Origin of the sequence: Nguyenibacter sp. L1, from assembly GCF_035199985.1 — a bacterium.
GTDB classification, from domain to species: Bacteria; Pseudomonadota; Alphaproteobacteria; order Acetobacterales; family Acetobacteraceae; genus Gluconacetobacter; species Gluconacetobacter vanlangensis.
Window position 1 is genome coordinate 3,788,768 of sequence record NZ_CP127015.1, and the last position, 25,976, is coordinate 3,814,743.

Sequence of the window (25,976 nt, forward strand, 5' to 3'; positions counted from 1 at the left end):
CGCCGGGCAGCGGCCCGCCCGCCGGCATTCTGGAGGCAGCCTCATGCATTTCGACCTGATCATCCGCAACGGCGTCTGCGTGCTCCCCTGGGGCGAGGCGCGGACCGATATCGGTGTCACGGACGGCCGCATCGCCAGCCTGTCCGCCGGGATCGCCGACGACGCCGACCAGGTGATCGACGCTGCCGGCCTGCATGTCCTCCCCGGCCTGATCGACCCGCACGTGCATCTGCGCGATCCGGGCGACGCCACGGTCGAATCCATCCCCACCGGCACCCGCGCTGCGGCCCTGGGCGGGGTGACCACCGTCTTCGACATGCCCAACACCCAGCCCGCGATCACCGACGCCGACATGCTGCGCTGGAAGCAGGACTACGCCTCGCGCGAAAGCTGGGTCGATCTCGGCCTCTATGTCGGCGCGACGCGCGACAACACGCCCAGGCTGGGCGAATACGAGACATTCGCCGGCGTCTGCGCGATCAAGGTCTTCGCCGGCTCCTCGACCGGCAACCTGATGATCGAGGACGACGCGGGCATCCGCCGCGTGCTCGAACACGGCCACCGCCGCGTCGCCTTCCATTCCGAGGACGAATATCGCCTCCAGGATCGCAAGGCGATGTTCTCCGAGGGCATGCCCTATCGCATGCACCCCGCCTGGCGGGACGAGGAATGCGCCTTCCTCGGCACCAGGCGCATCGTCGCCCTGGCCCGCAGCACCGGCCGCCCGGTCCACATCCTGCATACCTCGACCGCCGAGGAACTGGCCTGGCTGCCGGCGCACCGCGACATCGCCACGATCGAGGTCCTGGTCAACCACCTGACCCAGATCGCCCCCGAATGCTACGACGCGCTGGGCCCGCTCGCGATCATGAACCCCCCCATCCGCGACCGCCGCCATTACGACGCGGCGTGGGAGGCCGTGCGCAACGGCACGGTCGACACGATCGGCTCGGACCACGCGCCGCACTCCCTAACCGCCAAGGCCCGTCCCTGGCCCGCCACCCCCGCCGGCCTGACCGGGGTGCAGACCCTGGTGCCCGTCATGCTGGACCATGTCGGCGCCGGACGCCTCTCCCTCGGCCGCATGGTCGACCTCATGGCCGCCGGCCCCGCCCGGGTCTACGGCCTGCAGGCCAAGGGCCGCATCGCCCTGGGCTACGACGCCGATTTCACCCTGGTGGACCTCAAGGCCCGCCGCCGCATCACCAACGACTGGATCGCCACCCCCGCCGGCTGGACCCCCTTCGACGGCATGCAGGTCACCGGCTGGCCCCTCGCCACCATCGTCCGCGGCCACCCCGTGATGCGCGAAGACACGATTCTGGGCACCCCGATCGGCAAGCTCGCCCGCTTCGCGCCCTGAACACCATGATATCCCATAATCCCGGCCCGTCGTTGCCGCCACGCCACATCCCGGCTATGGTCCCGGCTTGATCGGGCGGCCGGGAACCGCCCACATGGCGGAGAACGAGCAAGACGTGGCTGACGACATCTTCAGGGAAGTCGATGAGGGTTTGCGCGCGGACCGACTGCGCGCCCTGGCGCGCCGCTACGCCCTCGCGGCCGCGGCCGTCATCGGCGTGGCAGCCGCCGGCGCCGGCATATGGCAATACCAGGCCTGGCAGCAGCGCCAGGCGGATCGCGCAGCCGCCGCGACCTATTTCGCCGCCCTGCGCACGGCTGACAGCAGCCACATCATGCCGGGCGAGACGACGTCCCTGACCCCCCAGCAGCATGACGCCCTGGCCCGTCTCGCCACACTCGACGGCGCCCCGGCCGGCCTGCGCACGATGGCACGGTTCCAGCGGGCAACCCTGCTGGTCTCCAGCGGCGACGCGGCCGGCGCCCTGAGGCTGTGGAGCGCGATCGCCGAGGATTCTGCCGCGGATCCGCTCCTGCGTTCCCTGGCCAGCCTGTTCTGGGTTCAGCACCAGATCGACCATGGCGACCCGGCCACTCTCCGCTCGCGCCTCGCGACGCTGGACGCCGAGGGCATGCCCTGGCGGGATTTCGCCATGGAAGCCGAGGCATTGCTGGACCTGCGCCAGGGGCACGCCGCCGATGCCCGCCGGCGCCTCGCGCAACTCAGCGCGGAAGCGGACATCCCCGAAGGGATGCGTAGCCGCGCGGGTGGATTGTTGCAGACGCTGAACGCCAATCCATTATAATCCGCCGCCTTCCCAAGCCCACGCAAGGGCGCCTTTGCAGCGCCCGTATAGAATTGGAATTGGATGCGCAGGCGCCGAGAACCGCCTTCGCTCCGCTCCCTCGCAGTGCAGGATAGACATGAACAAAGTTCTGACCCGCCGTCATGCGCTTCTGGGCGGATCGATATTGCCGTTTCTGGCGGGATGCAGCCTGTTCGAGGATGACGAGAAGCCTCTGTTGGCGGGCAAGCGCATAGACGTGCTGAGCACGGGTGCCGGACTGATGGTCGACCCCGACGACCACACGCCGATCGCCGTTCCCGCCCAGACAATGGTGGCCGAGTGGCCGCAACCCGGGCGTCTTCCCACCCATGAAGGCGTCAACCTGGCGTGGAGCGGCCATATGCGCCGCGAATGGTCACGGGATATCGGCGCCGGAGTGTCCGAGCCCGACTTCATGGCCTGGGCGGCTCTTGGTTCGAACGGGCGCGGCGTCTTGCAGGCGACGCCCATCGTCTCGAACGGCCGGATTTTCGTCGGCGACGCCCAGGGGGTCATTCGCGCGTATGAATGGCCGCGCATGCGTCAATTATGGAGTTTCACCCCCAAGCCCAAGAAAATGCAGTCCAGCAATCTGGGGGGCGGGTTCGGTGTCGCGGGCGATATCTTATATATCGTAGATGGCGTCGCGCAGACCCTGGCGGTGGACGTCGCGACCGGTCACGTCAAATGGCGCATCGATACCGGGACGCCGGGACGCTCGGCACCGACCATCGCCGATGGGCGCGTGTTTTTCGGAACGATCGATGAGCGACTGTTCGCTGTCGAGGCCGCGACGGGCAAAGTTCTATGGACATATACGGCGACGCCCGCCGATACCGTCATCTTCGGCCAGCCCGCGCCGGCCGTGGTCGGAGATGTGGTCATCGCGGGTTTCGGTTCGGGCGACCTTGTCGCCCTGCGGGCCGAAAGCGGCGAGACGGTCTGGAGCGATACGCTCGGCAGCACCAACGGCCAGGAATCGACGGTTGATTTTTCTTGCGTCCGCGGCATGCCGGTGGTCGTTGACGGTACGGTCTACGCGATCAGCGCGGGTTCCATCCTCGTTGCGATGGATCTGCGTTCGGGCCGGCGACTCTGGGAACGCGCCATCGCCGGGCAGAACAGCTTGCTGGTTGTCGATAACTGGCTCTATGTGCTGTCGCTCGATCAGCAACTGGCCTGTATCGACCGGGTGAATGGTCATGTTCGCTGGATCACCCAGTTGCGTCGTTATCGCCGTGTGGCGGCGCAGAAGGATGCCATAACATGGACCGGTCCGATCCTGGCGGGCGGCAAGTTGCTGTGTGTCAGCACCCTGCCGGAAACGGGTTATGTGACCGTGGATCCGACGACCGGTGCCATCGGGGCCATCGGCAGCCTGCCGGGGATTGTCACGGTGGCGCCGATTGTTGTTGATGGCCGGCTTCTGCTGATGACCGATGACGGCCATCTGCTTGCGTATAGTTAGGAGTTGCTGAGAACGGTGGCTAAGTCTCTTTCCACGTCGGCTGGGAACGATTTGCCGGTGGTGGTGATCGCTGGCCGCCCGAATGTCGGCAAATCGACACTCTTCAACCGGTTGGTCGGGCGGCGCCAGGCCCTGGTCGCCGACACCCCGGGCGTGACGCGTGACCGCAAGGAAGCCCAGGCGACGTTGCGGGGGCGCCGTGTGCGGCTGATCGATACGGCGGGGTTGGAAGAAGCCGCGGCCGAAAGCCTGGCGGGGCGCATGCGGGCTTCGTCCGAACTGGCCGTCGCTCATGCCGACCTGGTCCTGTTCTGCGTGGATGCACGGGCCGGGATCACACCCGCCGATGAGCATTTTGCGGCGTGGCTGCGCCGGCAGGGGCGTCCCGTCCTGCTGATCGCCAACAAGGCGGAAGGGCGCGGCGGCGCTGCGACGGCCCTCGAAGCCTACGCCCTGGGACTGGGCTCCCCCCTCGCTGTTTCCGCCGAGCACGGTGAGGGCCTGGCAGATCTCATGGGGGAAATCGCGGACCGCCTGCCGCCCAAGGAAGAAGACGCGCCGGCCCCCGCGGCATCGGATGCCGCCGAACCGGACGAGGAAGATGAGCGGCCGCAAGGTCCTCTGCGCATGGCGATCGTCGGTCGTCCGAATGCCGGCAAATCGACCTTGCTGAATCGCCTTTTGGGCGAGGAACGGATGATCACCGGGCCCGAACCCGGACTCACCCGGGATTCGATCTCGGTCCTGCTGCATGACGAACACGGCCCAATCCAGTTGGTCGACACGGCCGGTCTGCGCCGACGCGCCAGAATTGACGAGGCATTGGAAAAAATGTCCGTCTCGGCGTCGATCGAGGCGCTGAAAATGGCCGAAATCGTTGTCCTGGTGCTTGATGCCACGCTGGGCGTGCAGGAGCAGGATCTGCAGATCGCCCGTCTGATCGAACGCGAGGGGCGCTGCTGTGTCCTGGCGCTCAACAAATGGGATGCGGTCGATGACCGGGCTGCCGCCCGTCAGGCGATCGTTGACAGGATCGAGGCATCGCTCGCCCAGATGCGGGGCATTCCCGTCGTGTCCTTTTCGGCGCTGACCGGGGCGGGTGTGCAAAAGCTTCTGCCGGTCGTGCGGCGCGCCTATGCGATCTGGAACAAGCGCATCTCGACCGGCGAATTGAATCGCTGGTTTGAAATGATGCTCGAACGGCATAATCCGCCATTGGTGAATGGCCGGCGGCTGAAGCTGCGCTACATGACGCAGGCGAAGGCACGGCCACCGACTTTCGTTCTGTTCGGCACACGGGCCGAACAATTGCCCGAAGATTATCAACGCTATCTGGTCAATGGTCTTCGCGAGACATTCGACCTGCCGGGAACGCCAATTCGGCTGCAACTCCGTGGAACACGCAATCCCTATACCGAGGGATAGGGCTGCGCACTGATACCGGTCGAACGACGAAAGGCTTGTCCAAAGGATAAGCCTTTCGTCGTTGACGTCAGCTCAGTGGATGAACTGGGACAGCAACAGGCAAAAGACCAGTCCCAGCACGGCGATCAGCGTTTCGATGACGGACCAGGTCTTCATCGTCTGCCCAACGGACAGACCAAGATATTCCTTGATCTGCCAGAAGCCGGCATCGTTCATCGGGCCCAGGGCGACCGATCCCGCGCCGGTGACCAGCACCATCAGTTCCGGCGACGTGCCATGGCTCTGCAGCAGGATCGGTCCGACGATGCCCGACGCGGTGCTCATGGCCACGGTGGCGGATCCTGCGGCAACCCGAACGACGACAGCAAGCATCCACGCCAGCACAAGCAGGGGAACATGTGCGCCCAGGGCGAGATCGGTAATGGCCTTGGAAATCCCGCTATCGACCAGTTCACGGCCGAAGCCGCCGCCCGCACCGACCAGCAGCATGATCAGGGCTGTCGGGCCCAGACTTTCATTGGTAAAGCGCAAGATTGTCTCGCGAGAAAAACCACGCGCCAATCCAAGAACATAGAAGGACAGGATCGTTGCCAGGACCAGTGCGATGTCGGTATTGCCGACAAAATGCAGGATCGTATTCGGCAGGCTGCCGGGCGAGGCCACCACGTCGGCAACCGATCCGATCAGCATCAGCAGCACCGGCGAAAGGATGGTGAACACCGTAATCCCGAATGGCGGCATGTTTGCCGGAACATCTTTATTGGAAAATTGTTCGGCGAGAGGCGGCGGGCCCTCCAGACGCACACGTGGCGTAATATATTTCGCATAGATGGGGCCGGCCAGCGCTGCGATTGGCGTGCCGACGATGACGCCCCAGAAGATCGTCCGGCCCGTGTCGGCATGATAGGCCGCAAGGGCCAGCAATGTCGCCGGATGCGGCGGCACCATGGCGTGCGTGACTGACAAGGCGGCGCCCATCGGCAACGCCAGGAGCAGCATGGGCGTTGATGTGCGGCGCGCCAGGGTAAAGACAAGAGGGATCAGCAGGACGAAGCCGACTTCGAAGAATACGGGCAATCCGATCAGCAGTCCGATGATCATCATCGCCCAACTCATTCGGCCCTTGCCGGCAACGCGCGTGATGGTCAACGCGATCTGGTCCGCCCCGCCGGATTCGGCCAGCATCTTGCCCAGCATGGTGCCCAGCGCGATGACGGTGGCAATGTGTCCCAACACGTGACCGGCCCCGGCCTCGAATGAGGCAACAGCCTTCTGTGGCGGCATGCCGGCGACCAGCGCCAGAAGCAGGGACACCGTAAACAGCACGATGAACGGGTTGAATTTGTAGCGGCCGATCAGAAGAACGACGGCCACGATCGCCGTGGTGGCGAGCACAACTGCAAGGACTGATGACATGGAACCACGTCTGTAAAGATGAGAACACGCATCACTGCGTCATGTTCGTAGGTTGTCAATCGGGCCGCCGGTCACATCTCCGGTGAGATGAACGGTTCCTGACATGCGATATTTTTTGGCCACGGTATGACCGCGCACCCCCATGTGCCTAGTCAGGCGCGGCGGTTTCGTTTCATAAGAAATTTCCCGGGCATCCGTGGCAGCGCCGCCTCGTCGCCCCTTGGGACGAAAACGGTCTGAAATAAACAGCGGCGCCAGGTTGGCGCCGTAAGAATGTGAGAACACCGGAGGAACGTCGTTATCATGTCTCTAGACCAGTCAGCCGGGCTTGTGCGGTCGGATGACGGCGTCGGCGCGGCGTCGTCGGCGCGCGCAATCGTCGTGGGCATTCTTGCGGCTCTGGCGGGGTTGATGTTCGGCCTGGACACTGGTGTCATCGCGGGTGCGCTGGGTTTCATCGGTGATGAATTCCATGCCGGCGCCCGCATGCAGGAATGGATCGTGTCGTCCATGATGGCGGCTGCGGCGCTCGGCTCCATGGCGGCCGGCCGCATCTCCTTCCATTTCGGCCGCCGGCGCGCCCTGTTGGGCGCATCCTTGCTGTTCCTCGCCGGATCCGTCGCCTGCGCGCTCGCGCCGTCGATTTCCGTGCTGATCGCCGGCCGCGTGCTGTTGGGGCTGGCGGTCGGGATCGCCGCCTTCGCCGCGCCTCTCTACATTTCCGAGATCACGGTCGAGGCCGTGCGTGGCGCGATGGTGTCCTTCTACCAGTTGATGGTCACGCTGGGGATTTTCCTCGCCTATGTGACGGACAGCTTGCTGTCCTACGGGGCGCATTGGCGTTGGATGCTGGGTCTGATGGCCGTGCCGGCTGCGCTCTTCTGCCTTGGCTGCGCCGTCCTTCCCGACAGTCCCCGTTGGCTGATGATGCGCGGCGATTCGAAGCGCGCCCGCCAGGTCATGCTGCACCTGCGGCGCGACCCGACCGAAGCTGATGCCGAAATCCGCGATATCGCCCAGGAACTCCGCAAGCCTGGTGGCAATGGGGGCGCCCTGTTCTGGACGAATGCGAATTTTCGCCGGTCCGTCATGCTGGGCGTGGCTCTGCAGATCATGCAGCAACTGACCGGTATCAATGTTCTGATGTATTACGCGCCGAAGATCTTCCAGGCGGCACATTTCGGCGTTTCCGCCTCGACATGGGCGACGGCCCTGCTCGGCTTGATCAACATGGCCTCGACCGGCTTCGCCATTGCGTTTATCGACCGGTGGGGACGGCGTCCTCTGCTTATCCTCAGTTGCGCGATCATGACCGCCGCGATGCTGGGCGCCGGGGGGCTGATGATGTTGGGCGGCGACTCGCTGGCGCAGCAGATCGGAATGGTCGCGGCCCTGCTGACCTTCGTGGCGGGATTCGCGATTGGTGCCGGGCCGCTGGTGTGGACGCTCTGTGCCGAAATTCAGCCGCTGCGTGGGCGCGATTTCGGCATTGCCTGCTCGACCTTCACCAACTGGGCGGCGAACTGGCTGATCAGCAACGTGTTCCTGACCATGATGGCGGCACTGGGCGAGGCGGTGACGTTCGGGCTGTTCGCCCTGATGAACGGTCTCTTCGTCATCATCACCCTTCTTTACGTACCCGAGACCCGTGGGGTCTCGCTCGAGGAAATCGAGGGCCGCCTGATGTCAGGCCGGCGATTGCGTGATCTGGGGCGGTGACGCTGTGCCGTCTGTGAAATGCGACATCAAATGTCATCGATCGACATGCATCCATCTTTATTGTTTCTAGTCTCCCAACTCGGATGAAGGAGAAAGCGTCATGATCCTGAGGGAACATGAAATGATCGATATCCCGACCGGGGCCGGCACGATGCGGCTGCATGTGCTGCGCCCGGCGGCGACGGGTCGCTTCCCGGGTGTCGTGCTGTTTTCCGAAATCTATCAGGTCACGGCGCCGATCCGCAGGCTCGCGGCAATGATCGCCGGCCTTGGCTACGTCGTGGCCGTGCCGGAAGTCTATCATGAGTACGAAGCCGCTGGCACCGTTCTCGCCTACGACCAGCCCGGGACGGATCGTGGCAACGCGCTCAAATACACCAAGCCGATCACGGCTTACGATGACGATGCCAGGGCGGCGATTGCGTGGCTGGCAGACCACCCGGCCTGTACCGGCCGGATCGGGACGATGGGGGTCTGTCTGGGTGGTCATCTGGCGTTGCGGGCCGCGATGAACGGCGCCGTGTCGGCTGCAGCCTGTTTCTATGCCACCGACATCCACTCTTCGACGCTGGGCGAGGGGCGGCAGGATGACACGCTGCGGCGGATCAGTGAAATTTCGGGCGAACTCCTGATGGTATGGGGGCGCCAGGATCCGCATGTTCCCTTCGCGGGTCGCCAGGTGATCCGCGAAACCTTCGAGGCGGCGAACGCACGCTATGAATGGTACGAGGTAAACGGTCAGCACGCCTTCCTGCGTGACGAAGGCCATCGGTACGACCCGGCCCTTTTCCTGCAATGCATGGCCTGGGTACGGTCCATGTTCGAGCGGACGTTGCGGCCCGGGTGAACACATCATGAAAATCGAGACAAAGCGTGTATTGGCCGAGGGCGAGGGATTGCATGGCCGCGCCCGCGTCATGGCGATGTTTGCTGTCGCCCTGTCCGTTCTGTTGTCGGTCCTGGACTACGCCATCGCAAACGTGGCCCTCCCGACGATCGCCCACGATATCCACGCCTCTCCGTCATCCTCGATCTGGGTCATCAACGCTTATCAGCTTGCCAGCGTGTCTACGTTGCTGCCGCTGGCATCGTTGGGCGCGCGTGTCGGGTTCTCGCGGCTATGCCGGATCGGGCTTGTGATGTTCGTGATTGCGTCGCTGCTTTGCGCGTCGTCACATACGTTGCTCGAACTCTCCCTGGCTCGTGCGCTCCAGGGTGTCGGCGGCGCATGCATCATGAGCGTGAATATCGCCTTGTTGCGCTTCATTTATCCGCATGCCGAAATCGGGCGGGGAATATCGCTGAACGGGGTCGTGGTGGCGTCCGGCGTGGCGCTTGGCCCGACGATCGCATCGGCTGTACTGTCCGTGGCCGATTGGCCCTGGATCTTCCTGATCAACCTGCCTCTGGGGGCCGTCGCGATGCTGGCCGCCATCGTCTACTTGCCCCGCACACCGCGTAGCGAGTCGTCGTTTGACCTGGTCAGCGCGGCATTGAACGTCATGGCCTTCGGCGGAACGATTGTCGGGCTGGATAGTTTGGTTCATCACAGCGGCCGGGTTGTGGCCATCATATTGTTGCTGTCCGGCCTGGCCGCCTTCGTTCAATTGGCCCTGCGTCAGGCTGGCCGCACCGATCCCATGCTGCCGATCGATCTGCTGGTCGTGCCGGACTTCCTGGTCGCATTCGGCGTGGGCTTCGGGGCTTTCGTGGCTTCGAACTTCTTCATCATTTCGATGCCCTTCACGCTGGAAACGCTCCTGCATCGCTCGGCAGTGGCAACCGGCCTCTTGATTACGCCATGGCCGGTCGGAATCGTGGCCATCTCCTTTATTGTCGGGCGTATCGCCGATAACGTGCCTGCCGGTATCCTTTCGTCGATCGGCTTGGCCATCACCGGCATCGGCTTCGCTCTTTTATGTTTCCTTCCAGCCGATGCCGGCAATCTCGACATTATCTGGCGTATCGGCCTGGCCGGGGTGGGCTTCGGAATTTTTCAGCCCCCGAACAATCGGGCGATGATGGTCTCGGCGCCGCCAGGGCGTTCCGGAAGCGCCAGCGGCATGGTCTCCGTTGCGCGCCTGGCCGGCCAGACGATGGGCGCCATGTTCGTGGCGCTGACCTTCAGCATCGTCGATCGCGATCCCAACCTTAAATGCCTGGAACTGGCAGCCTGCACGGCGGGCCTCTCCGCGTTGCTCAGTGTCAGCCGCCTGCTCCGGGGTACGCTGCACCCCTCCTCGCGCCCGGGGGTCGACGCGGGGATATAGATCACGCGTCCTGCGCCGTGTTGGGCAGGACCCGATATAGCGTCGTGCGCCGTGTCGTGGCGTTCTCCAATTCCATCGTCGTTGCGATGTCGCGTGTGGTCACGGGTTCCAGCGCGTCACGTGGCAGATACGCTCTCTCCGGATCGGCGATCCACACGTCCGTCGACCGCGCCGCGTCACGAAGCCACGGGAAAATATGCTCTGTCATCGGATGTTCGTAACAGACATCCCCGCAGAGAATCAGGTCCCATCGCGGTATGCAGCCGGTCAGGTCGGCGTTGGTGACGGTCAGAGCAACGCCGTTCGTTTCGGCGTTTAACGCGATCGCGGCGGCCGCCAGAGGATCGATTTCCGCAGCTTCCACAAATGCCGCGCCGGCAAGCGCGCACGCGATGGCCGCGATTCCGCAGCCCGCGGCGAAGTCCAGCACGCGACGGCCCTTGACCAGGTCGGGGTTGTCCAGAAGATAACGCGCCAAAAGCTGCCCGCCCGGCCACGCGAACGCCCAGAACGGCGGTTCCACGCCCTGCTGTGCCAGCCACGCTTCGGTCGCCTGCCAGATCGGCGTGATTTCCGTCGCCAGATGCAAGGCAATTTCCGGTACGAGTGGCGCACGAATCATGTGGGTCTGATCGGCTATGAAGCCGCGGATATCCCGGATCGTCATCGCCCGATTAGTCCGCACAATAGAGCCAGTGCGACCGCCAGTCCTGTTTCGCGGTTGAAGCGGAACAAAGCCAGGCAGGATCTCGGGTCGGTAATGTCCAGATGCATAATCTGCCAGATCAGTGCTGCCGCAGGCAGCGGCATCGCCAGCCAGAAACCGAGGCGGCACCCGCTTTGCCATCCGGCCAGCAGCAACGTGGCGAAGGCCAGGGCGTAGCAGGCGCCGACGAACAGCCGTGGCTGATGGGCCCACAGGCGCGACGTCGACTTGACCCCGATGCGCGCGTCATCCTCCATATCCTGAAAACCGTAGATCGTATCAAATCCCAATTGCCACAGGATTGTCGCGGCATAGAGAGCGATCCCGGCTGCATCGATCCGGTGCGCCGTTGCTGCATATCCCATAGGGGCTCCAAAGCCGAAAGTGAAACCCATGATAAGCTGCGGCCACCATGTCACGCGCTTTGCAAGCGGATAGAGTCCGACCAGCAGGAGCGAAGACACGCCCAAAATCCGCGCCAAGGGGTTAAGCTGCAGAAGGATCGCCAGTCCGATCGCCAGCAGCCCCAGTAGAAAGAAGGCGGCATGGCGCATGCGAAGCATGCCGGAGGCCAGGGGTCTGCCCGCAGTCCGCGCGACGCGGCGATCGATATCCCGATCCCACATATCGTTGACGACGCACCCGGCGGAGCGCATCACCAGGCTGCCGACCCCGAACAGCAGAACTAAATGAATACGCTCCATGGCCAGGACACCCCCCGGCAGCAGGATGCCCCACACGCCGGGCAGGAACAGAAGCCAGGTGCCGACCGGTCGGTCCAGCCGGGCCAGCAGCGCATAGGGGCGCAGCGGCACGGGAAGCCTGTCGACCCATCCTTCGGTCCGTATATCGGTGTGAAGCAAGGCTCAACTCACTTAATATGTTCCTCTCCGCAGATAGGTCAGGCCACGGAGGGAGGATTGATGAGGGTTTTCCACTTTCGAGAGCGCGTTCTCTAAAGCATTGTTTTTATACCATTCCACACGATGAGGCCATGCGATCTGGCGTGGATGCCTCCATGTGATGCGGCGTGGGTGTGTCGGGGTCAAGAGGTTGGTAAAGGGGCTCGTGGACTGCGCCCGAACGGAGAGATGCTGGAATGAAGGACCGCCCCCGCCTGTTTGTGAACGTGGCTGTCACACCGCCGATGCGGGCGGCATTACAGCAGGACCTGTCGCCCGGGCATGCCCACTATCTGGGAACCGTCCTGCGTATGGGAGCGGGCGATGAGGTTCTGCTGTTCAATCAACGCGATGGTGAATGGCGGGCCCAAATCGTGGATTTGCGTCGTGGCCGCGGCCGGGTGCGCTTGCTGGATCAGGTGCGCCCGGCCCAACGATCCCCTGGACTGACGTTATTGTTCGCTCCCCTCAAGCGAGATGCGACGGATCTCGTCGTGCGAATGGGTACTGAATTGGGGGTGGCACATTTCCATCCGGTGTTGACGGAGCGGACCAACACGCACCGACTCAATCTCGACCGATTGGAGGCCATCGCCATCGAAGCGGCGGAACAGTGCGAACGTATGGACGCCCCTGTCATCAGCGCACCGGCGCGCTTGGCGTCCAGTCTGGCCGGTTGGCCGGCCGGGCAACGATTGTTCGTGGCGGCGGAGCGTCTGGTGCAGCCTATGGAAGTGTGCGAAGTCAACGCAGTATCGGATGGTGATGGATTGTTGGTTGGGCCAGAGGGAGGGTTCTCCGACAGTGAAATCGCGATGTTGCGTGCTCAGCCTTACGTCACCATGATTTCCCTGGGCCCTCTGGTCCTGCGTGCCGATACCGCGGTGGCCAGTGGCCTCTCGATGATAGGGGCTGGTCTGAGGCGTGTGTCTGGTGCAGGGTCGCGGTAACGGGCGCTGGGTGGAGCCTGATGAGGAGAGCGCGACCGCACGGTGTGGGGCGCTGTCTTGTCATATTTTCAAGGACTTAGTCGAAACTCATGTCGAATCCCGGCGAACAAGATGCGACCCCGATCGAATCGGTCACCCAATTGGCATGTCTGCTTGATGCCGGAGCCAAGTCGCCTGACCGGTGGCGGATCGGAACAGAGCATGAGAAATTCGGTTTTGTTCTGCCGGAAGCGGCGAATGAGGGGCGGCAGCCCTGGATGCCTCCCCCGTACGCGCCGGACGGTATTGCAGACATCTTGGGCGATTTGCATCGGCAGGACGACGGCGCACATTGGACGCCCATTTTCGATGATGGCAATCTCATCGGGTTGAAAGGTGTGGGAGACGCACAGGGGAGTTCGGTGTCCCTGGAGCCGGCGGGACAGTTTGAACTGTCGGGCGCGCCCCTGGCCGACCTGCATGAAACCGGGCATGAGATGGCGCGCCATTTTGAGGCGATCCGTCCGATTTCACGTGCGCTTGGGGTTGGGTTCGCACCGCTCGGCTTCCATCCGATCGCCCGGCGCGAGGACATGCCGTGGATGCCCAAAAGCCGATACGCGATCATGCGTCGCTATATGCCCCAGGTTGGAACGCTCGGATTGGACATGATGCAGCGGACCTGTACGGTGCAGGTCAATCTCGATTTCGCGTCCGAGGCAGACATGGCCCGCAAGCTGCGCGTCGCCCTGGCGTTGCAGCCGGTGGCGACCGCCCTGTTTGCCAATTCGCCGTTTTATGAAGGCCGCCCCAACGGCTTCATGTCGAACCGCGCACAGGTTTGGACAGACACGGACAATGCGCGCTCGGGCATGCCTTTGTGCTTCTTCGACCCCGCATTCGGTTTCGAGGCATATGTGGAATGGCTCCTGGACGTTCCCATGTATTTCGTCGTGCGTGACGGGCGGATTCTGGACGTTGCGGGCCGTTCCTTCCGTTCCTGGATGAAAGGTGAACGCCAGCATGGCCTTGAAGGGCTGATACCGACCATCGGCGACTTCGAGGACCATCTCACGACCGCGTTCACTGATGTCAGGGTGAAGCAGTTCCTGGAAATGCGCGGGGCTGACGCCGGTTCGCCCGCCATGATGCTGGCGCTTTCAGCCTTGTGGGTGGGATTGCTCTATGACGATTCCGCTTTGGCCGCGGCCGATGCCCTGGTTCGGGAACAAGGGTGGGCCCAGTACGCCGCATTGCGTGCCGCAGTGCCCCGTCATGGCCTGCAGGCGCCGTGGGCCGGCGGTACCGTGCGCGACCTGGCGGCGCGTATGATCGAAATCGCAGCCAGCGGTTTACGCGGCCGGGCGGCGTATGACCCGAATGGTCTGGATGAAACACGCTTTCTGGCGCCGCTACAGGAAATTGCGGCCGGTGCGCCCACCCAGGCTGAACATTGGTTGCATCGCTATCACGATGCCTGGAAGGGCGATGTCACGCGTATATTTGCCGAAGCGGCGGTCTGAAGCGGCATAGAGCGTCCATGCGGAAATTCAACGCCCTCTCTGATCGAGAAATTCTTGCCCTCGCCATTTCCAACGAAGAAGAGGATGCGCGAATATATGCGGATTTCGCATATGCGTTGCGTGACAACTATCCTGACACCGCCAATATTTTCACCGATATGGTGCATGAAGAGGACGAACATAGGCGCGAGTTGATCGATTTGTTCGTTCAACGCTTCGGCTCGCATATTCCTCTCGTTCGCCGTCAGGATATTGCAGGCTTCATGTCCCGGCGTCCGGCCTGGCAGGTGCAGGGGCTGGGTATCGACGCAGTACGACGCCACGCACGGCAGATGGAGCTGGAGGCCGCGCGGTTCTATCGTCAGGCTGCTCTGCGTACGACCGACGCCGCGACGCGCAAATTGCTGGGTGATTTGGCTGCCGCCGAAGAGCGGCATGAGCAGACGGCAGGCATCATCGAACAGGCCCGGCTTCCGGCCGACAAACGCGAAAATGAGGATGAGGAAGCGCGTCGGCGCTTCGTGCTTCAGGTCATCCAGCCCGGCCTGGTCGGTCTGATGGATGGGTCGGTCTCTACCTTGGCGCCGGTCTTCGCGGCAGCGTTTGCAACGCATCAACCATGGGACGGGTTCCTGGTCGGTATCGCCGCATCTGTTGGCGCGGGAATTTCCATGGGGTTCGCCGAGGCGTTGTCGGATGACGGCAAGCTGTCCGGCCGTGGCGCGCCTCTGCTGCGTGGCGTGATCTGCGGCCTGATGACTACGGCCGGAGGGATAGGCCACACTGTTCCATTCCTGCTTAGTCAGTTTTCTGTCGCAGTGGCCGTGGCCGTGTTGGTGGTCGTGATTGAGCTTCTCGTCATTTCCTGGGTGCGATGGCGTTATCAGGAGACGCCGTTTGGTGCGGCCGTTGTGCAGATCATCGTGGGAGGGGCTCTGGTCTTCGCGGCAGGTATCTTGATCGGATCGGCGGGCTAGTGTTGGCTCGGTGGGGCATACTCAGGTCACAATCCTGTATGAAACGGATCTCATGATTTATTCTTCAGGCATCGTCCGTTTAGCATTGCGTCCTCTGGTCTGTGTTCTGGCGATTGGCGTGGCTGATGCCAATATGACCGGCGCATTGGCCAGTGATCAGGCAGCGGCGGCGCTCTTGCCGGCGGATCGGATGTGGCTGGATCGCATTCAGACATACCTGAACGGGATCGTAACGCTGAAGGCGCAATTCCAGCAGCTTGCTCCGAATGGCAAGCGCGAGACTGGTACGGTCTGGCTCAGTCGCCCGGGACGGTTGCGGTTCGCATATAACAAACCAAGCGCGCTTCTCCTGGTCGCCAATCACGGACAGCTTGTCTTCAATGACAGTCAATTGGGGCAGACGACGACGCTGCCGCTGGATCACACGCCGCTGGGGTTGCTGCTGCGTCCTGTGCTGAAACTTTCGGGGGATGTAACTGTTACCAACTTTGTCCATTCTAATGGACAAGTAATCATCACATTAGTGCGAACAGCCTCGCCCGGAGAGGGAAGTCTGACACTCATGTTTCGCGACGATCCGTTGTCTCTTCAATCTTGGACAGTAATTGATTCCCAAGGGCAGGAGACGCGTGTCGATCTATTCAATGCAAGATGGGGCAATGAGCCATTGCCCGATGCTCTATTCAATACGGATATCGGCGATCAGTGACGATGTGGTTTTTTGTCCCGCCGATTCTGGGATGCCAGCTCCAGGGCTCGGGTATACACTGTGCGGCGCGGCAAATTGATGCTGGTTGCCACCAGAGTCGCGGCATCCTTGATGGACAGGGATTGCAGAGCCGCCAGCAGGCGCGCATCCAGGTCGTCAGCGCCCTGGTCGGTTTCAGGAGGCGGCCCCAGCAGCACGGTGATTTCGCCTCGTGCGGCATTCTCATCATACCAGGCCGCAAGCGTGCCCACCGGCCCGCGTCGTACTTCTTCAAATCGTTTGGTCAATTCGCGCGCAACGGCGGCCGGGCGGTCAGTGCCAAAGGTGCTGGCCAGGTCGGCCAGCATGGCCTGAAGCCGGTGAGGCGCTTCATGCCAAATGAGGGTCGCGGAAAAGCCCGCTTGTTCGGCGGCGCGCAAGCGCCCCAGCACATCCCGCCGTGCGGCGCCCTTTGGCGGCAGAAAGCCTCCGAAGAAAAACGGGTGAGGCGGCAGGCCCGAGAGCGTCAATGCGGTAATCGCAGCGTTCGGGCCAGGAACCGCCGTGACAGCAATTTCCTCAGCGATTGCGGCGCGCACCAATCGATATCCCGGATCGGATAGAAGGGGGGTGCCGGCGTCCGAGACAATTGCGATACGACGCCCCTGCTTCAGAAGCTCCAGCAGCCGCGGAATGCGATCCCGTTCGTTATGGTCGTGCAGGGCTTCGGTTCGTACGGAAATCGCGCGGGCGACCAGCAGGCGAGCCGTTACCCGCGTATCCTCGCACAGGACGAGATCGGCATGTGTCAGCGTCACGATCGCCCGTTCGCTCAGATCGCCCAGATTGCCGATCGGAGTGGAAACCAGGATCAATTGGCCCACACGCCCGTTCTGGTCCATCGAAGCATCTTCGATCGTGTCATCCAGGTCATGACGAGCGGGGTCGGGTTCGCTATGGGAAGCGATGTGCTGGGAGGACAAGCCCTCCGTGTTTCGGACGGCAGGCAAAGGCAGGGACGATGCAAATGAGGCAGACATGCGTAATCCGCTCGCAGAAAACGCGGGTAGATACAACATTTCCCATACAAGGCCGCAAGAGCAGACTGCTTGTCATGGCATCTCTGCTCGGGATGGCGGCTTGTGCTGGCCCAGGAAGTGAGCCGGCCAGCCCTGTTCCAGCCACGCCGCAACCGCCTCTTGCTTCACAGCCACCAGGACGCACCATTGGGGTTCTGTTGCCGCTAACCGGCAGCAATGCCCGCCTGGGGCAGGAAATGCTTCAGGCAATTCAACTCGCATTGGGATCGCCCGGCGCTCCTCCGCTGGACGCCCGCGATACCGCAGCACCCGGAGGTGCTACGGCCGCTGCTCGTGCGGCCGTAGGGGCTGGCGATGGAGTGATTCTGGGGCCTTTGACTGCCCATGATACAGCACAGGCATCAGAGATTGCGATGGCAGCTTCGGTGCCCGTCTTGGCCTATACGAGCGACTTGTCGTTGGGGCGACCTGGCGTTTGGGCGCTGGGGATCGCGCCGGAACAGCAGGTGGCGCGTTTGGTTATCGCGGCCCAGGCCGAGGGGCGGCAGCATTTTGCGGCCTTCCTGCCGGACAACGCGCTTGGGCGGGCAATGGGGAGTGCATTGACGCGTGAATGCGCTGCACGCAACCTGCCTGAACCAAATATTATTTATCATACATCAAGCCAGGTCAGCATTCTCCAGGGCTTGAAGACGTTATCGGATTACGACTCCCGGTTGACGGCGGCTCAGGCGGTAAAGTCGATACCCCAGCCTGATGCTTCGGCCTCTGATATCCCAACGCCGAGTGGAGTGCCGTCTGTCCCTACGCAACCTTCGGCCGCTCCTGCTTCGCCGCAGCTTGCCCCACCTCCATTCGACGTATTGCTCCTGGCTGATACCGGCTTGCAGTTGGCGATGGTCATAGATGCGCTGCAAACAGTTCAAGTCATAAACGGAACACAAAAAATATCTGATAACGTATCTCCGGTACAACCGGCGGTCCCTGCAGATGGAGTGGTCCCAGTACGGATTCTCGGGACCGGATTGTGGGGAGCGTTTGCGAGCAAGCTTGGTCGGCTGCATGGAGCTTGGTATGCGGCACCTGATCCGCAGGCACGCCAGCGGTTTATCCAGGTATTTATGGCGCGTTATCACCGCCTGCCGACGCCCTTGAGCGATCTGTCCTATGATTCCGCGGCCCTGGTCGGAGCGTTGGATCGCGGGCGCCCCAGAAGTCGACCCAATGGCTATATAATCGATGCTTTGGCACGACCCGATGGGTTTGCCGGAGTGGACGGTGTTTTCGGTTTAACGCTGGACGGCCACACGTTACGCGATCTGGCCGTCTTTCAGATTCAGTCGGGCGGAGGTGGGAAGATCATCCTCCCGGCTTTGGGGCATCTTGTTCACACTCAGAGTTAATTAAGTGACAGCGGTGGCACTTTATGCTGCGACTGTTGCGCCGCAGGGCAATACAGGGCGAATGGCGTAAAGGGCGGCCTCGAAGCGTTGATATGCTCCGAGACGATGATCGCGCAGATTATCGATCAACACCCACTTCATGCCTTCGGGACGTAAAAGGTACGCTGGATCCGCGTTTTCGCGTACCCAGATCAACACATGTTCGATGGCTCCATTTTCGGATCGGGACGAGACATCGATATCGCATAGGCCCATGCAGCTGCCTGCCTCTAGCCAGCGCATCAGATATTCGCGGTGGCGTGGCAGAAAGCTCGCACGCAATGGAACGACATTGCTGATGGAGGGAGCGCCAGCCTTCGGGGTCATGCTTGTGGCCATCTGAACGTCCTCGAAAAAGAAGCGAGAGAGACGCTAGAGCGCGTTTATCGGCATTGCCAAATGGAATCTAAACGTCATCGCCGCAGAAAGAGGCAGAACTTCATTTGCGTGGCAAAAAAGCAATAATCATGAACGGAATCGATGAAATTTTAATCATATGTTTGTGCATTTGTATAAAATTTAGCCTATCAGGTATTGCCTGACTAAAGGGTCTCATGATCCTTTAAATTTTGTGCCTCGATTTGGTGCTGGTGCGATATGAATATCATAAGCGGTGGATAGTTATCCAATGTTCTGCATTCAGATGCCTCTGCGATATACAGATTTCGGCCAGCGTCGGTGTACCCATAGCCAGGCACCGGGATGTGCACGGATCCAGCTTTCCAACCGGTTATTGACAGCCTGCGTCAGAGCCGAGATGTCGGCTTGGCGGTCGCCGCTATTGGGTAGTGCGAGCGGCGCTTGGACGTGAATGCGCAGTCGCGCTGGGCCTAGCCGTTCGACATAGCCGGGGATGATTGGGCAACGATAGCGGAGTGCGATGGAGGCCAGGGCGGGAGCGGTCATAGCGGATTGGCCGAACAGGCGGGCTTCGATCCCGTCGTTCATTTTTTGGTCCATAAGCATGCCGAGGCGTCCGCCGCGGGCCACATGAGCCAGGGCTCCGCGTGCGCCGCGTGCGCCTTTGGCGAAGAGGGGGACCGATGTTCCGATTGCTGCTGCGTCGCGCAGGGTGCGGATCATGCCATCGATGAGGGGGTTGCCGGCGGCGCGATAGAATGAGGCGAAGGGGAGGCCGTGGCGGGCGACGGCGGGTGGGAGCATTTCCCAGTTGCCGATATGGCCGGACACGAAGATGGCGGCGCCGCCGCGGGCGGCCTGGGCGGTGAGATGCTCGGCGCCGGTTATGTCCCAGCCGGGGCCGTTGGTGGGATTTTGGGGGAGGTGGGCGAGGTGGGGGAATTCGCCGACCGTGCGGCCGAGATTGTCCCAGACGTCGCGGATGATGGTGCGGCGGGCGATGGGATCCAGTTCGGGCATGGCGAGGCGGAGGTTGGTGTCGGCGACTTTCGAGGCGGGAAGATAGGGGCCGATCGTGCGGCAGAGGGCGCCGCCGAGATTTGAGGCGCGGACGGGGCCGAGGCGTCGGAGCAGGGTGAGGGCGGCGCGGGCGGCGAGGGCTTCGAGGCGCATCGGGAGGGTGATGCGGGGCGGGGTGTCGGTCATGGTCCGGGTTGGGTTTTCATGGTGTTGGCGAAGAGATCCAGCAGGTGGTCGGGGGCGGTGGGCTGGGGCCAGGTCAGGTGGACGCCGATGGTGATTATATCCTTCTGTATATAGTTCGGCAGGCGGATGGCGTCCTTGGCGGTGGTGAGCAGGGCGGCGCCGTGGCGGGCGGCCAGGTCGCGCAGGCGGCGGATATCCTGGGCGCGGTAGGGGTGGTGGTCGGGGAAGGGCACGCATGCGGCCAGCGTGATATCCTGCCGGCGCAGGCCGTCGAAGAATTTGCCGGGCCGGCCGATGCCGGCGAAGGCGACGGCGGGGCGGCCGGCGAGGAGGGGGGCGGCGTCCTGCATGGCCAGGTCGGCGCGCAGGACCGGCAGGCTGGCAGGGAGCTGGGCGAGGGCGCCGGTTTCGTCGTCGCCGATCAGGATGGCGGCGCGGGCGCGGCTGCAGCCGGCGGCGACGGGTTCGCGCAGCGGGCCGGCGGGGAGGACATGGCGGTTGCCGAAGCCGCCGGCACCGTCGATGACCAACAGCGGCATGTCCTGGTGCAGGCCCGGATTCTGGAACCCGTCATCCATCACCAGGCAGTCCGCGCCCGCCGCGATCGCGGCGCGGGCGCCGGCGGCGCGGTCGGCGGAGACGTGGCAGGGGGCGAGCTGCGCGAGCAGCAGGGCCTCGTCGCCCACGTCGGCGGCGGTGTGGCGGGCGGGATCGACGCGTAGCGGGCCGCGCAGGCGGCCGCCATAGCCGCGGGTGAGGAAATGCACCGCCCGGCCGCGTGCCAGCAGGCGGGCGCCGAGATCGAGCGCGAGCGTGGTCTTGCCCGTGCCGCCGGCGGTGAGGTTGCCGCAGCACAGGACCGGGACCGGCGCGCGCCAGCCCGGCCGCCGCATCCGCCGGGCGGTGGCCAGGGCGTAGAGCGCGGCGGCGGGGGACAGCAGCCGGGCCGGCCAGCCGCCGCCCCGCCGGTCGGACCAGAAGGCGGGCGGGCGCATCAGGGCGCGATGAGCGCCAGCAGGCGCGCGGCGAGGCGGTCGGGCAGGTCCGGGTCGATCGTCGCGGCGTCCCGCGCCCGCCGGGCGGCGGCGTCCTGCCGGGTGGGATCGGAGAGCAGCGCATCGACCCAGCCGGCGAGGGCGGCGGGGTCGGGCGTGATCGCGACGGCGTCCGCCGCGCCGAGCCGGGCGAAGGCGTCGGCGAAATTGCCGGTCAGCGGGCCGGTGGCGAGGGCGGCGCCGAGGCGGGCCGGTTCCAGCGGGTTATGGCCGCCGCGCCGGCCGGGGCCGGGAAGGCTGTTGCCGAGGAAGACGATGGGGACGGCGCGATAGAACAGGCCGAGTTCGCCCAGCGTGTCGCAGATCCAGAACCGGTCGGCGGGTCCGGGCGGGGTGCCGGCGGCGCGACGGGGCGCGTTGCCGAGGCGGGACGCGATCTCGGCGCCGCGTTCGGGGTGGCGCGGCACGATGAGGGTCAGCAGGCCGGGATGGCGCGCGCGGAGCAACTGGTCGGCCTGGGCGATCTGCTCTTCCTCGCCCGCATGGGTCGAGGCGGCGAGCCAGACCGGGCGGCCGGCGAGTTGCCTGCGGAGCCGGTCCAGTCCGGCCGGGTCGCAGGGCAGGGGGGCGGCGGCGTTCTTGAGGTCGCCGGGGACGTCGACCGATCCGGCGCCGAGGGCGCGCAGGCGGGCGGCGTCCGATTCCGAGCGGGCGGCGATGAAGGCGAAATGGCCGAACATGCGCTGTGCCAGGGCCGGGGCGCGCCGCCAGCCGGCCTGGGCGCGATCCGACATGCGGGCGTTGAGCAGCGCGATGGGGATGGCGGCCCGGGCGCAGGATTCGACCAGGTTGGGCCAGAGTTCGCTTTCGGTCAGGGCGGCGGCGTCGGGCCGCCAATGGCGCAGGAAGCGGCCCAGCCAGCGGGGTACGTCCAGCGGCACGAACTGATGGATCACCCGGCCGCCCCATGGGGCGGCCTGCGATCGTTGGTCCAGCAGGGCGGCGGCGGTGACGGTCGCGGTGGTGACGAGGACGTGCAGCGCCGGATCGCGCGCCGCCAGCCGTTCGATCACCGGCAGGATCGACAGGCTTTCGCCCACGCTGGCGGCGTGCAGCCAGATGAGCCGGCCGGGCGAGCGCGGGCGGGCGGTGAAGCCCATCCGTTCCCGCAGCCGGTCGCGCCGTTCCTTGCCGATCGCCAGCCGGCGGCGCAGCAGCAGGGTCAGCGCCGGGGCGAGGGCGGTGGCGAGGAGGGCCCATGCATGAGAGAGCAGGGGCCGGGAGAGCCGGGCGGAGGGGAGCGCGTGGGCGGCGGCGGTCGCGGCGTCGATCGCCTGGCCGATCCGCTCGGCGGCGGTACCGTCGTCGCTGGTGAGGGTGATCGGCGCGCCGCAGACCATGCGGCCGCGCCCGAAGGGCAGCGGGATCAGCATCCGGTCCCAACTGCCCAGCCGCCGGGCGCGGCAGGCGGCCCCGACCGGGACGACCGGCGTGCCGGAGAGCCGGGCCAGCCCGACGAGACCGGGCTGGACCTGGCGGCGCGGGCCGCGCGGGCCGTCGGGGGTGATCACGACCAGGCTGCCCGCGCGCAGGCAGTCGAGCAGGCGGCGCAAGGCGGTGGCGCCGCCCTTGCTTTCCTTCCGGCCCCCGTTCCTGCTCTTGTCCTTGCGGTCGGTCGAGCCGGCGATGGCCGCGATCCCCCACGGGGCGACGATGTCGGTGATCATCTGCCCGTCGCGGTTGCGGCTGATCAGCACATGCAGGCGCAGGGACGGGTTCTGCGGCCGGGCCCACCACCACAGGGCCGGGGTAAGCACCAGCGTTTCATGCCAGAAGGCCACCAGGGCGGTCCGTCCGTCCCTGCCGGTCAGCAGGGGGGCGGCGTCGGGGTGGATGTCGAACGTCCAGCGCGTGGTGCGCAGGGCGAAGCCCAGATAAGAGCGCAGCGCGGCGATGGCCAGAACGCGGAAGGCCGGGGCGCGACCGGGCCTTCCGGCCAGGAGGCGCTTCAGCATCGGCGGGCGGGAAGACGTGTCATGGCCCGGCGGTAGCATGGGCGACCGCCGGGCGGAAGGGCTCAGGCCGGGAGGCGGCCCAGGAGACGGCGCAGTCCGAAGCCCTCGGCCCGTTCGTCGCGCACCGCCGGCTGGTAGGCGGTGGTAAAGCGCGCATGGGCGCGGGCCCAGGTCGCGGGATCGTCGCCTTCGGGCAGCAGGACGGTGGAGGCGCCGCAGCGCAGCAGGAATTCGTACTGGTCCGGCAAAGGGCGACCGGTGACGCGGATTTCGCCCGGGAAGTCCAGATGTTCGCGCAAGGCGCGGCACTGGCTGAAGGCGCGGCCGTCGCGGAAGGTGGGAAAGGTGACGGCGACCAGCGCCAGCCGGGGCAGGGCGGTGCGCAGGACGGCGATTTCGTCATCCGGGGCCAGGGCGACGCCCAGCTTGCCGCCGGGGGGGCGGGCCAGCCCTTCCTCGAGCCGGGAGAGCGGCACGATGACTGCATCCCCGGGCACTGCATTCTTGGGCACCGCGCCCGTGGGGGGCAGCGGGTCGTCGGGGCCGATCATGGTCCAGGGGTCTTCGACGACCTGTCCGTTTTCAAGCAACGGCATAGACGGCATCCTTGAAAAGCGCGGCGCCGAGCCGCCGGTAGGTATCCAGGAAACGCTCGCCCGTGTTGCGGTGGACCAGATAGGCGTCGACCAGGCGGGCGATGGCGTCGACCGTCGCGTCCTCGGGCAGAGCCGGGCCCAGGATCTGGCCGACGGCGGCATCGTTGCCGGCCGAGCCGCCCAGGGTGAGCTGGAAGAATTCCTCGCCTTTCTTGTCCACGCCCAGGATGCCGATATGGCCGGCATGGTGGTGGCCGCAGGCATTGATGCAGCCCGAGATCTTGATCTGCAGGTCGCCGATGGTTTCCTGCAGTTCGGGGCTGGCGAAGCGGGCGCTGAGCTTCTGCGCGATCGGGATCGAGCGGGCATTGGCCAGCGAGCAGTAATCGAGCCCGGGGCAGGCGATGATGTCGCCGATCAGCCCGATATTGGCGGTGGCGAGACCCACGGCGCGCAGCTCCTGCCACAAGGCGTGGAGCTGGTCCTGCCGGACATGGCCCAGCACGATGTTCTGCATGTGGGTGATGCGGATTTCGCCGAACGAGAAGCGGTCGGCGAGGTCGGCGATGCGGTCCATCTGCGCCGCGGTGGCGTCGCCCGGGATGCCGCCGTCGGGCTTGAGCGAGATGACGGCGGAGATATAGCCGGGATGCCGGTGGGGATGGGTGTTGGTGCGCGCCCAGCGGTCGAAGGCGCGGTCGGCGGCGCGGGCGGCGGCCAGGCTTTCGGCGGCGCCGGCGGGGGCGGCGAGGTCGGGCGTGCCGAAGCGCGCGCGGATGGCGGCCACCGTTTCGGGCGGCAGGCGGTAGCGCGCGCGGTCCATGGCGGCGAATTCGGCATCGACCCTGGCGCGGTAGCCTTCGGCGCCCAGGGCCTGGACCAGGATCTTGATCCGGGCCTTGTAGATATTGTCGCGGCGTCCGTACTCGTTATAGACGCGGACCATGGCCTCGAGATAGGCGAGGAGGTCTTCCTCGGGCAGGTTGTCGCGCAGATGCACGCCGACCAGCGGAGTGCGGCCCATGCCGCCGCCGACGAAGACGTCGAACACCACCTTGCCGCCGTGGCCCGGCTTGGCCACCAGCCCGATATCGTGGAAGCGCGCGGCGACGCGGTCGTGCGGGCTGCCGCTGACCGCGATCTTGAACTTGCGGGGCAGGAACGAGAATTCGGGATGCAGGGTCGACCATTGCCGCAGGATTTCGGCATGGACGCGCGGATCGACCAGTTCGTCGGCGGCCGCGCCCGCGAACTGGTCGCAGGTCACGTTGCGGATGCAGTTGCCGCTGGTCTGGATGGCGTGCATGTCCACCGACGCCAGGCGGGCGAGGATGTCGGGCGTGTCCTCGAGCCGGATCCAGTTGAACTGGAGGTTCTGGCGGGTGGTGAAATGGCCGTAATCGCGGTCATAGGTGCGGGCGATATGCGCGAGTTCGCGCATCTGCCGGGAATCCAGCATGCCGTAGGGAATGGCGATCCGCAGCATGTAGGCGTGGAGCTGCAGATACAGCCCGTTCATCAGGCGCAGCGGCTTGAATTCATCCTCGGACAGGGCGCCGGAGATGCGGCGGGCGACCTGGTCGCGGAACTGTTCGACCCGGTCATGCAGGAAGGCGCGGTCCACCTGGTCGTAGGCGTAATGCCCGACCGGCAGCGCGGGCGCGGCGTCTGCGAGGGTTTCTGCTTCAGCGGACATTGGTGGTGGCCTCGGTGAAGGGGGCGAATTCCGGATGGACGGAGGGGCCGAAGGCGCGGATGCGTTCGCGCACCGTGGCGGGCACGGGCGTGGCGCTGTCATCGCGCAGTTGCACGCCGTAGACGCCAACCACGCCGTCGGCCTGCTGGCGGGCGGCGACGGCGGCGATCACGGATTCGATTCCCCCGTTGGATCCGCTTTCGGATCCGCTTTCTGACCCGCCCTCGGGACCGTCATTAGCGAAGATCCTGGCGGCGTCGATGCGGTCGGACCATACGCCGTCCTCGGCCAGCCAGACGATGCGCCCGTCCAGCAGCCGGTTGGCGGTCACCACGCTCGATCCGCCCGCCTGGCGGCGGTTGTTCCTGACATCCACGTGCGATCAGTCCTTGTTGCGTCCGGATTCCGGCCGGC

General features: G+C 64.8%; 23 protein-coding genes. 12 read left to right on the top strand and 11 right to left on the bottom strand.

All coding sequences use genetic code 11. From position 1 onward, the window contains the following. Positions 1–43: 43 nt before the first annotated feature. From QN315_RS17090 to der, 4 genes are all read left to right on the top strand, one after another. Entirely contained in the window at positions 44–1,363 is a 1,320-nt protein-coding gene (locus QN315_RS17090; protein ID WP_323990588.1) for a dihydroorotase, read from the top strand. A gap of 115 nt (positions 1,364–1,478) precedes the next feature. Next, positions 1,479–2,168 carry a hypothetical protein gene (locus QN315_RS17095; protein WP_323990589.1) on the top strand — a complete coding sequence of 230 codons (690 nt, stop codon included), beginning with the start codon at positions 1,479–1,481 and terminating at the stop codon, positions 2,166–2,168. Between the two features lie 118 nt (positions 2,169–2,286). Continuing rightward, entirely contained in the window at positions 2,287–3,657 is a 1,371-nt protein-coding gene (locus tag QN315_RS17100) for a PQQ-binding-like beta-propeller repeat protein (protein WP_323993606.1), read from the top strand. 15 nt (positions 3,658–3,672) lie between these two features. Further along, positions 3,673–5,082, top strand: coding sequence for a ribosome biogenesis GTPase Der (gene der / locus QN315_RS17105; protein ID WP_176638835.1), 1,410 nt, complete (start codon positions 3,673–3,675; stop codon positions 5,080–5,082). Positions 5,083–5,154: 72 nt separating this feature from the next. On the opposite strand, the gene QN315_RS17110 is transcribed toward der, so the two are convergent. Further along, positions 5,155–6,498, bottom strand: coding sequence for a gluconate:H+ symporter (locus tag QN315_RS17110; RefSeq protein WP_323990591.1), 1,344 nt, complete (start codon positions 6,496–6,498; stop codon positions 5,155–5,157). A 303-nt stretch (positions 6,499–6,801) separates the two neighbouring features. Between QN315_RS17110 and QN315_RS17115 the strand changes: the two genes are divergently transcribed. The 3 genes from QN315_RS17115 to QN315_RS17125 all read left to right on the top strand — a co-directional run bounded on the left by QN315_RS17115 (position 6,802) and on the right by QN315_RS17125 (position 10,487). After that, entirely contained in the window at positions 6,802–8,217 is a 1,416-nt protein-coding gene (locus tag QN315_RS17115; RefSeq protein ID WP_323990593.1) for a sugar porter family MFS transporter, read from the top strand. 100 nt (positions 8,218–8,317) lie between these two features. Beyond that, positions 8,318–9,064, top strand: coding sequence for a dienelactone hydrolase family protein (locus QN315_RS17120; protein ID WP_323990594.1), 747 nt, complete (start codon positions 8,318–8,320; stop codon positions 9,062–9,064). A 7-nt stretch (positions 9,065–9,071) separates the two neighbouring features. Next, on the top strand, positions 9,072–10,487 hold the full coding sequence (locus QN315_RS17125) for an MFS transporter (protein ID WP_323990595.1): 1,416 nt from the start codon (positions 9,072–9,074) through the stop codon (positions 10,485–10,487). Between the two features lies 1 nt (position 10,488). Here QN315_RS17125 and QN315_RS17130 read toward each other — a convergent pair whose 3' ends face one another. Then, the gene (locus QN315_RS17130) at positions 10,489–11,154 is read right to left on the bottom strand and encodes a 50S ribosomal protein L11 methyltransferase (protein WP_323990596.1); all 666 of its coding nucleotides are present in this window, start codon (positions 11,152–11,154) and stop codon (positions 10,489–10,491) included. Further along, a complete protein-coding gene (gene ubiA, locus QN315_RS17135; protein WP_323990598.1) occupies positions 11,151–12,056 on the bottom strand; it encodes a 4-hydroxybenzoate octaprenyltransferase in 906 nt (301 codons plus the stop codon). The genes QN315_RS17130 and ubiA overlap by 4 nt, the downstream gene beginning before the upstream one ends. A gap of 236 nt (positions 12,057–12,292) precedes the next feature. Here ubiA and QN315_RS17140 point away from each other — a divergent pair, with 236 nt between their 5' ends. The 4 genes from QN315_RS17140 (at position 12,293) to QN315_RS17155 (ending at position 16,233) form a co-directional block, all read left to right on the top strand. Then, entirely contained in the window at positions 12,293–13,045 is a 753-nt protein-coding gene (locus QN315_RS17140; protein ID WP_323990600.1) for a 16S rRNA (uracil(1498)-N(3))-methyltransferase, read from the top strand. 89 nt (positions 13,046–13,134) lie between these two features. Then, on the top strand, positions 13,135–14,547 hold the full coding sequence (locus QN315_RS17145; RefSeq protein ID WP_323990601.1) for a glutamate--cysteine ligase: 1,413 nt from the start codon (positions 13,135–13,137) through the stop codon (positions 14,545–14,547). 17 nt (positions 14,548–14,564) lie between these two features. Then, positions 14,565–15,524 carry an iron exporter MbfA gene (gene mbfA, locus QN315_RS17150; protein ID WP_176638826.1) on the top strand — a complete coding sequence of 320 codons (960 nt, stop codon included), beginning with the start codon at positions 14,565–14,567 and terminating at the stop codon, positions 15,522–15,524. Positions 15,525–15,576: 52 nt separating this feature from the next. Then, positions 15,577–16,233 (top strand): outer membrane lipoprotein carrier protein LolA, encoded by a 657-nt coding sequence (locus tag QN315_RS17155; RefSeq protein WP_323990602.1) that lies wholly within the window; start codon positions 15,577–15,579, stop codon positions 16,231–16,233. Here the strand turns inward: QN315_RS17155 and rsmI are convergent. After that, positions 16,227–17,114 (bottom strand): 16S rRNA (cytidine(1402)-2'-O)-methyltransferase, encoded by an 888-nt coding sequence (gene rsmI / locus QN315_RS17160; RefSeq protein ID WP_323993609.1) that lies wholly within the window; start codon positions 17,112–17,114, stop codon positions 16,227–16,229. The two genes, QN315_RS17155 and rsmI, sit on opposite strands and share 7 nt — an antisense overlap. Before the next feature lie 212 nt (positions 17,115–17,326). Here rsmI and QN315_RS17165 point away from each other — a divergent pair, with 212 nt between their 5' ends. Beyond that, positions 17,327–18,655, top strand: a complete 1,329-nt coding sequence (locus tag QN315_RS17165; RefSeq protein WP_176638824.1) for a penicillin-binding protein activator — start codon at positions 17,327–17,329, stop codon at positions 18,653–18,655. A gap of 21 nt (positions 18,656–18,676) precedes the next feature. On the opposite strand, the gene QN315_RS17170 is transcribed toward QN315_RS17165, so the two are convergent. The 7 genes from QN315_RS17170 to QN315_RS17200 all read right to left on the bottom strand — a co-directional run bounded on the left by QN315_RS17170 (position 18,677) and on the right by QN315_RS17200 (position 25,938). Continuing rightward, entirely contained in the window at positions 18,677–19,033 is a 357-nt protein-coding gene (locus QN315_RS17170) for a hypothetical protein (protein ID WP_176638823.1), read from the bottom strand. 300 nt (positions 19,034–19,333) lie between these two features. Beyond that, positions 19,334–20,260, bottom strand: a complete 927-nt coding sequence (locus QN315_RS17175; protein WP_323990604.1) for a lauroyl acyltransferase — start codon at positions 20,258–20,260, stop codon at positions 19,334–19,336. Next, a complete protein-coding gene (gene lpxK, locus QN315_RS17180) occupies positions 20,257–21,255 on the bottom strand; it encodes a tetraacyldisaccharide 4'-kinase (RefSeq protein ID WP_323990606.1) in 999 nt (332 codons plus the stop codon). The genes QN315_RS17175 and lpxK overlap by 4 nt, the downstream gene beginning before the upstream one ends. Further along, positions 21,255–23,309, bottom strand: a complete 2,055-nt coding sequence (locus QN315_RS17185) for a glycosyltransferase N-terminal domain-containing protein (protein WP_323990608.1) — start codon at positions 23,307–23,309, stop codon at positions 21,255–21,257. The genes lpxK and QN315_RS17185 overlap by 1 nt, the downstream gene beginning before the upstream one ends. Positions 23,310–23,332: 23 nt before the next feature. Beyond that, complete coding sequence (locus QN315_RS17190; protein ID WP_323990610.1) at positions 23,333–23,866, bottom strand: DUF934 domain-containing protein; 534 nt, start codon at positions 23,864–23,866, stop codon at positions 23,333–23,335. Next, positions 23,853–25,562 (bottom strand): nitrite/sulfite reductase, encoded by a 1,710-nt coding sequence (locus QN315_RS17195; RefSeq protein ID WP_323990612.1) that lies wholly within the window; start codon positions 25,560–25,562, stop codon positions 23,853–23,855. The genes QN315_RS17190 and QN315_RS17195 overlap by 14 nt, the downstream gene beginning before the upstream one ends. Continuing rightward, entirely contained in the window at positions 25,552–25,938 is a 387-nt protein-coding gene (locus tag QN315_RS17200; protein WP_323990614.1) for a DUF2849 domain-containing protein, read from the bottom strand. Before QN315_RS17200 ends, QN315_RS17195 begins: the two co-directional genes overlap by 11 nt. Positions 25,939–25,976 lie beyond the last annotated feature (38 nt).

Bases quoted from the DNA above. Each gene is read 5' to 3' on its own strand.
- mbfA (WP_176638826.1), top strand. From the start codon at position 14,565: ATGCGGAAATTCAACGCCCTCTCTGATCGAGAAATTCTTGCCCTCGCC.
- lpxK (WP_323990606.1), bottom strand. From the start codon at position 21,255: ATGCGCCCGCCCGCCTTCTGGTCCGACCGGCGGGGCGGCGGCTGGCCG.
- QN315_RS17125 (WP_323990595.1), top strand. From the start codon at position 9,072: ATGAAAATCGAGACAAAGCGTGTATTGGCCGAGGGCGAGGGATTGCAT.
- rsmI (WP_323993609.1), bottom strand. From the start codon at position 17,114: ATGGACCAGAACGGGCGTGTGGGCCAATTGATCCTGGTTTCCACTCCG.
- QN315_RS17175 (WP_323990604.1), bottom strand. From the start codon at position 20,260: ATGACCGACACCCCGCCCCGCATCACCCTCCCGATGCGCCTCGAAGCC.
- QN315_RS17165 (WP_176638824.1), top strand. From the start codon at position 17,327: ATGGCATCTCTGCTCGGGATGGCGGCTTGTGCTGGCCCAGGAAGTGAG.
- QN315_RS17110 (WP_323990591.1), bottom strand. From the start codon at position 6,498: ATGTCATCAGTCCTTGCAGTTGTGCTCGCCACCACGGCGATCGTGGCC.
- QN315_RS17195 (WP_323990612.1), bottom strand. From the start codon at position 25,562: ATGTCCGCTGAAGCAGAAACCCTCGCAGACGCCGCGCCCGCGCTGCCG.
- QN315_RS17185 (WP_323990608.1), bottom strand. From the start codon at position 23,309: ATGCTACCGCCGGGCCATGACACGTCTTCCCGCCCGCCGATGCTGAAG.
- QN315_RS17170 (WP_176638823.1), bottom strand. From the start codon at position 19,033: ATGGCCACAAGCATGACCCCGAAGGCTGGCGCTCCCTCCATCAGCAAT.
- QN315_RS17115 (WP_323990593.1), top strand. From the start codon at position 6,802: ATGTCTCTAGACCAGTCAGCCGGGCTTGTGCGGTCGGATGACGGCGTC.
- QN315_RS17190 (WP_323990610.1), bottom strand. From the start codon at position 23,866: ATGCCGTTGCTTGAAAACGGACAGGTCGTCGAAGACCCCTGGACCATG.
- QN315_RS17120 (WP_323990594.1), top strand. From the start codon at position 8,318: ATGATCCTGAGGGAACATGAAATGATCGATATCCCGACCGGGGCCGGC.
- QN315_RS17090 (WP_323990588.1), top strand. From the start codon at position 44: ATGCATTTCGACCTGATCATCCGCAACGGCGTCTGCGTGCTCCCCTGG.
- QN315_RS17155 (WP_323990602.1), top strand. From the start codon at position 15,577: ATGATTTATTCTTCAGGCATCGTCCGTTTAGCATTGCGTCCTCTGGTC.
- QN315_RS17100 (WP_323993606.1), top strand. From the start codon at position 2,287: ATGAACAAAGTTCTGACCCGCCGTCATGCGCTTCTGGGCGGATCGATA.
- QN315_RS17130 (WP_323990596.1), bottom strand. From the start codon at position 11,154: ATGACGATCCGGGATATCCGCGGCTTCATAGCCGATCAGACCCACATG.
- QN315_RS17140 (WP_323990600.1), top strand. From the start codon at position 12,293: ATGAAGGACCGCCCCCGCCTGTTTGTGAACGTGGCTGTCACACCGCCG.
- QN315_RS17145 (WP_323990601.1), top strand. From the start codon at position 13,135: ATGTCGAATCCCGGCGAACAAGATGCGACCCCGATCGAATCGGTCACC.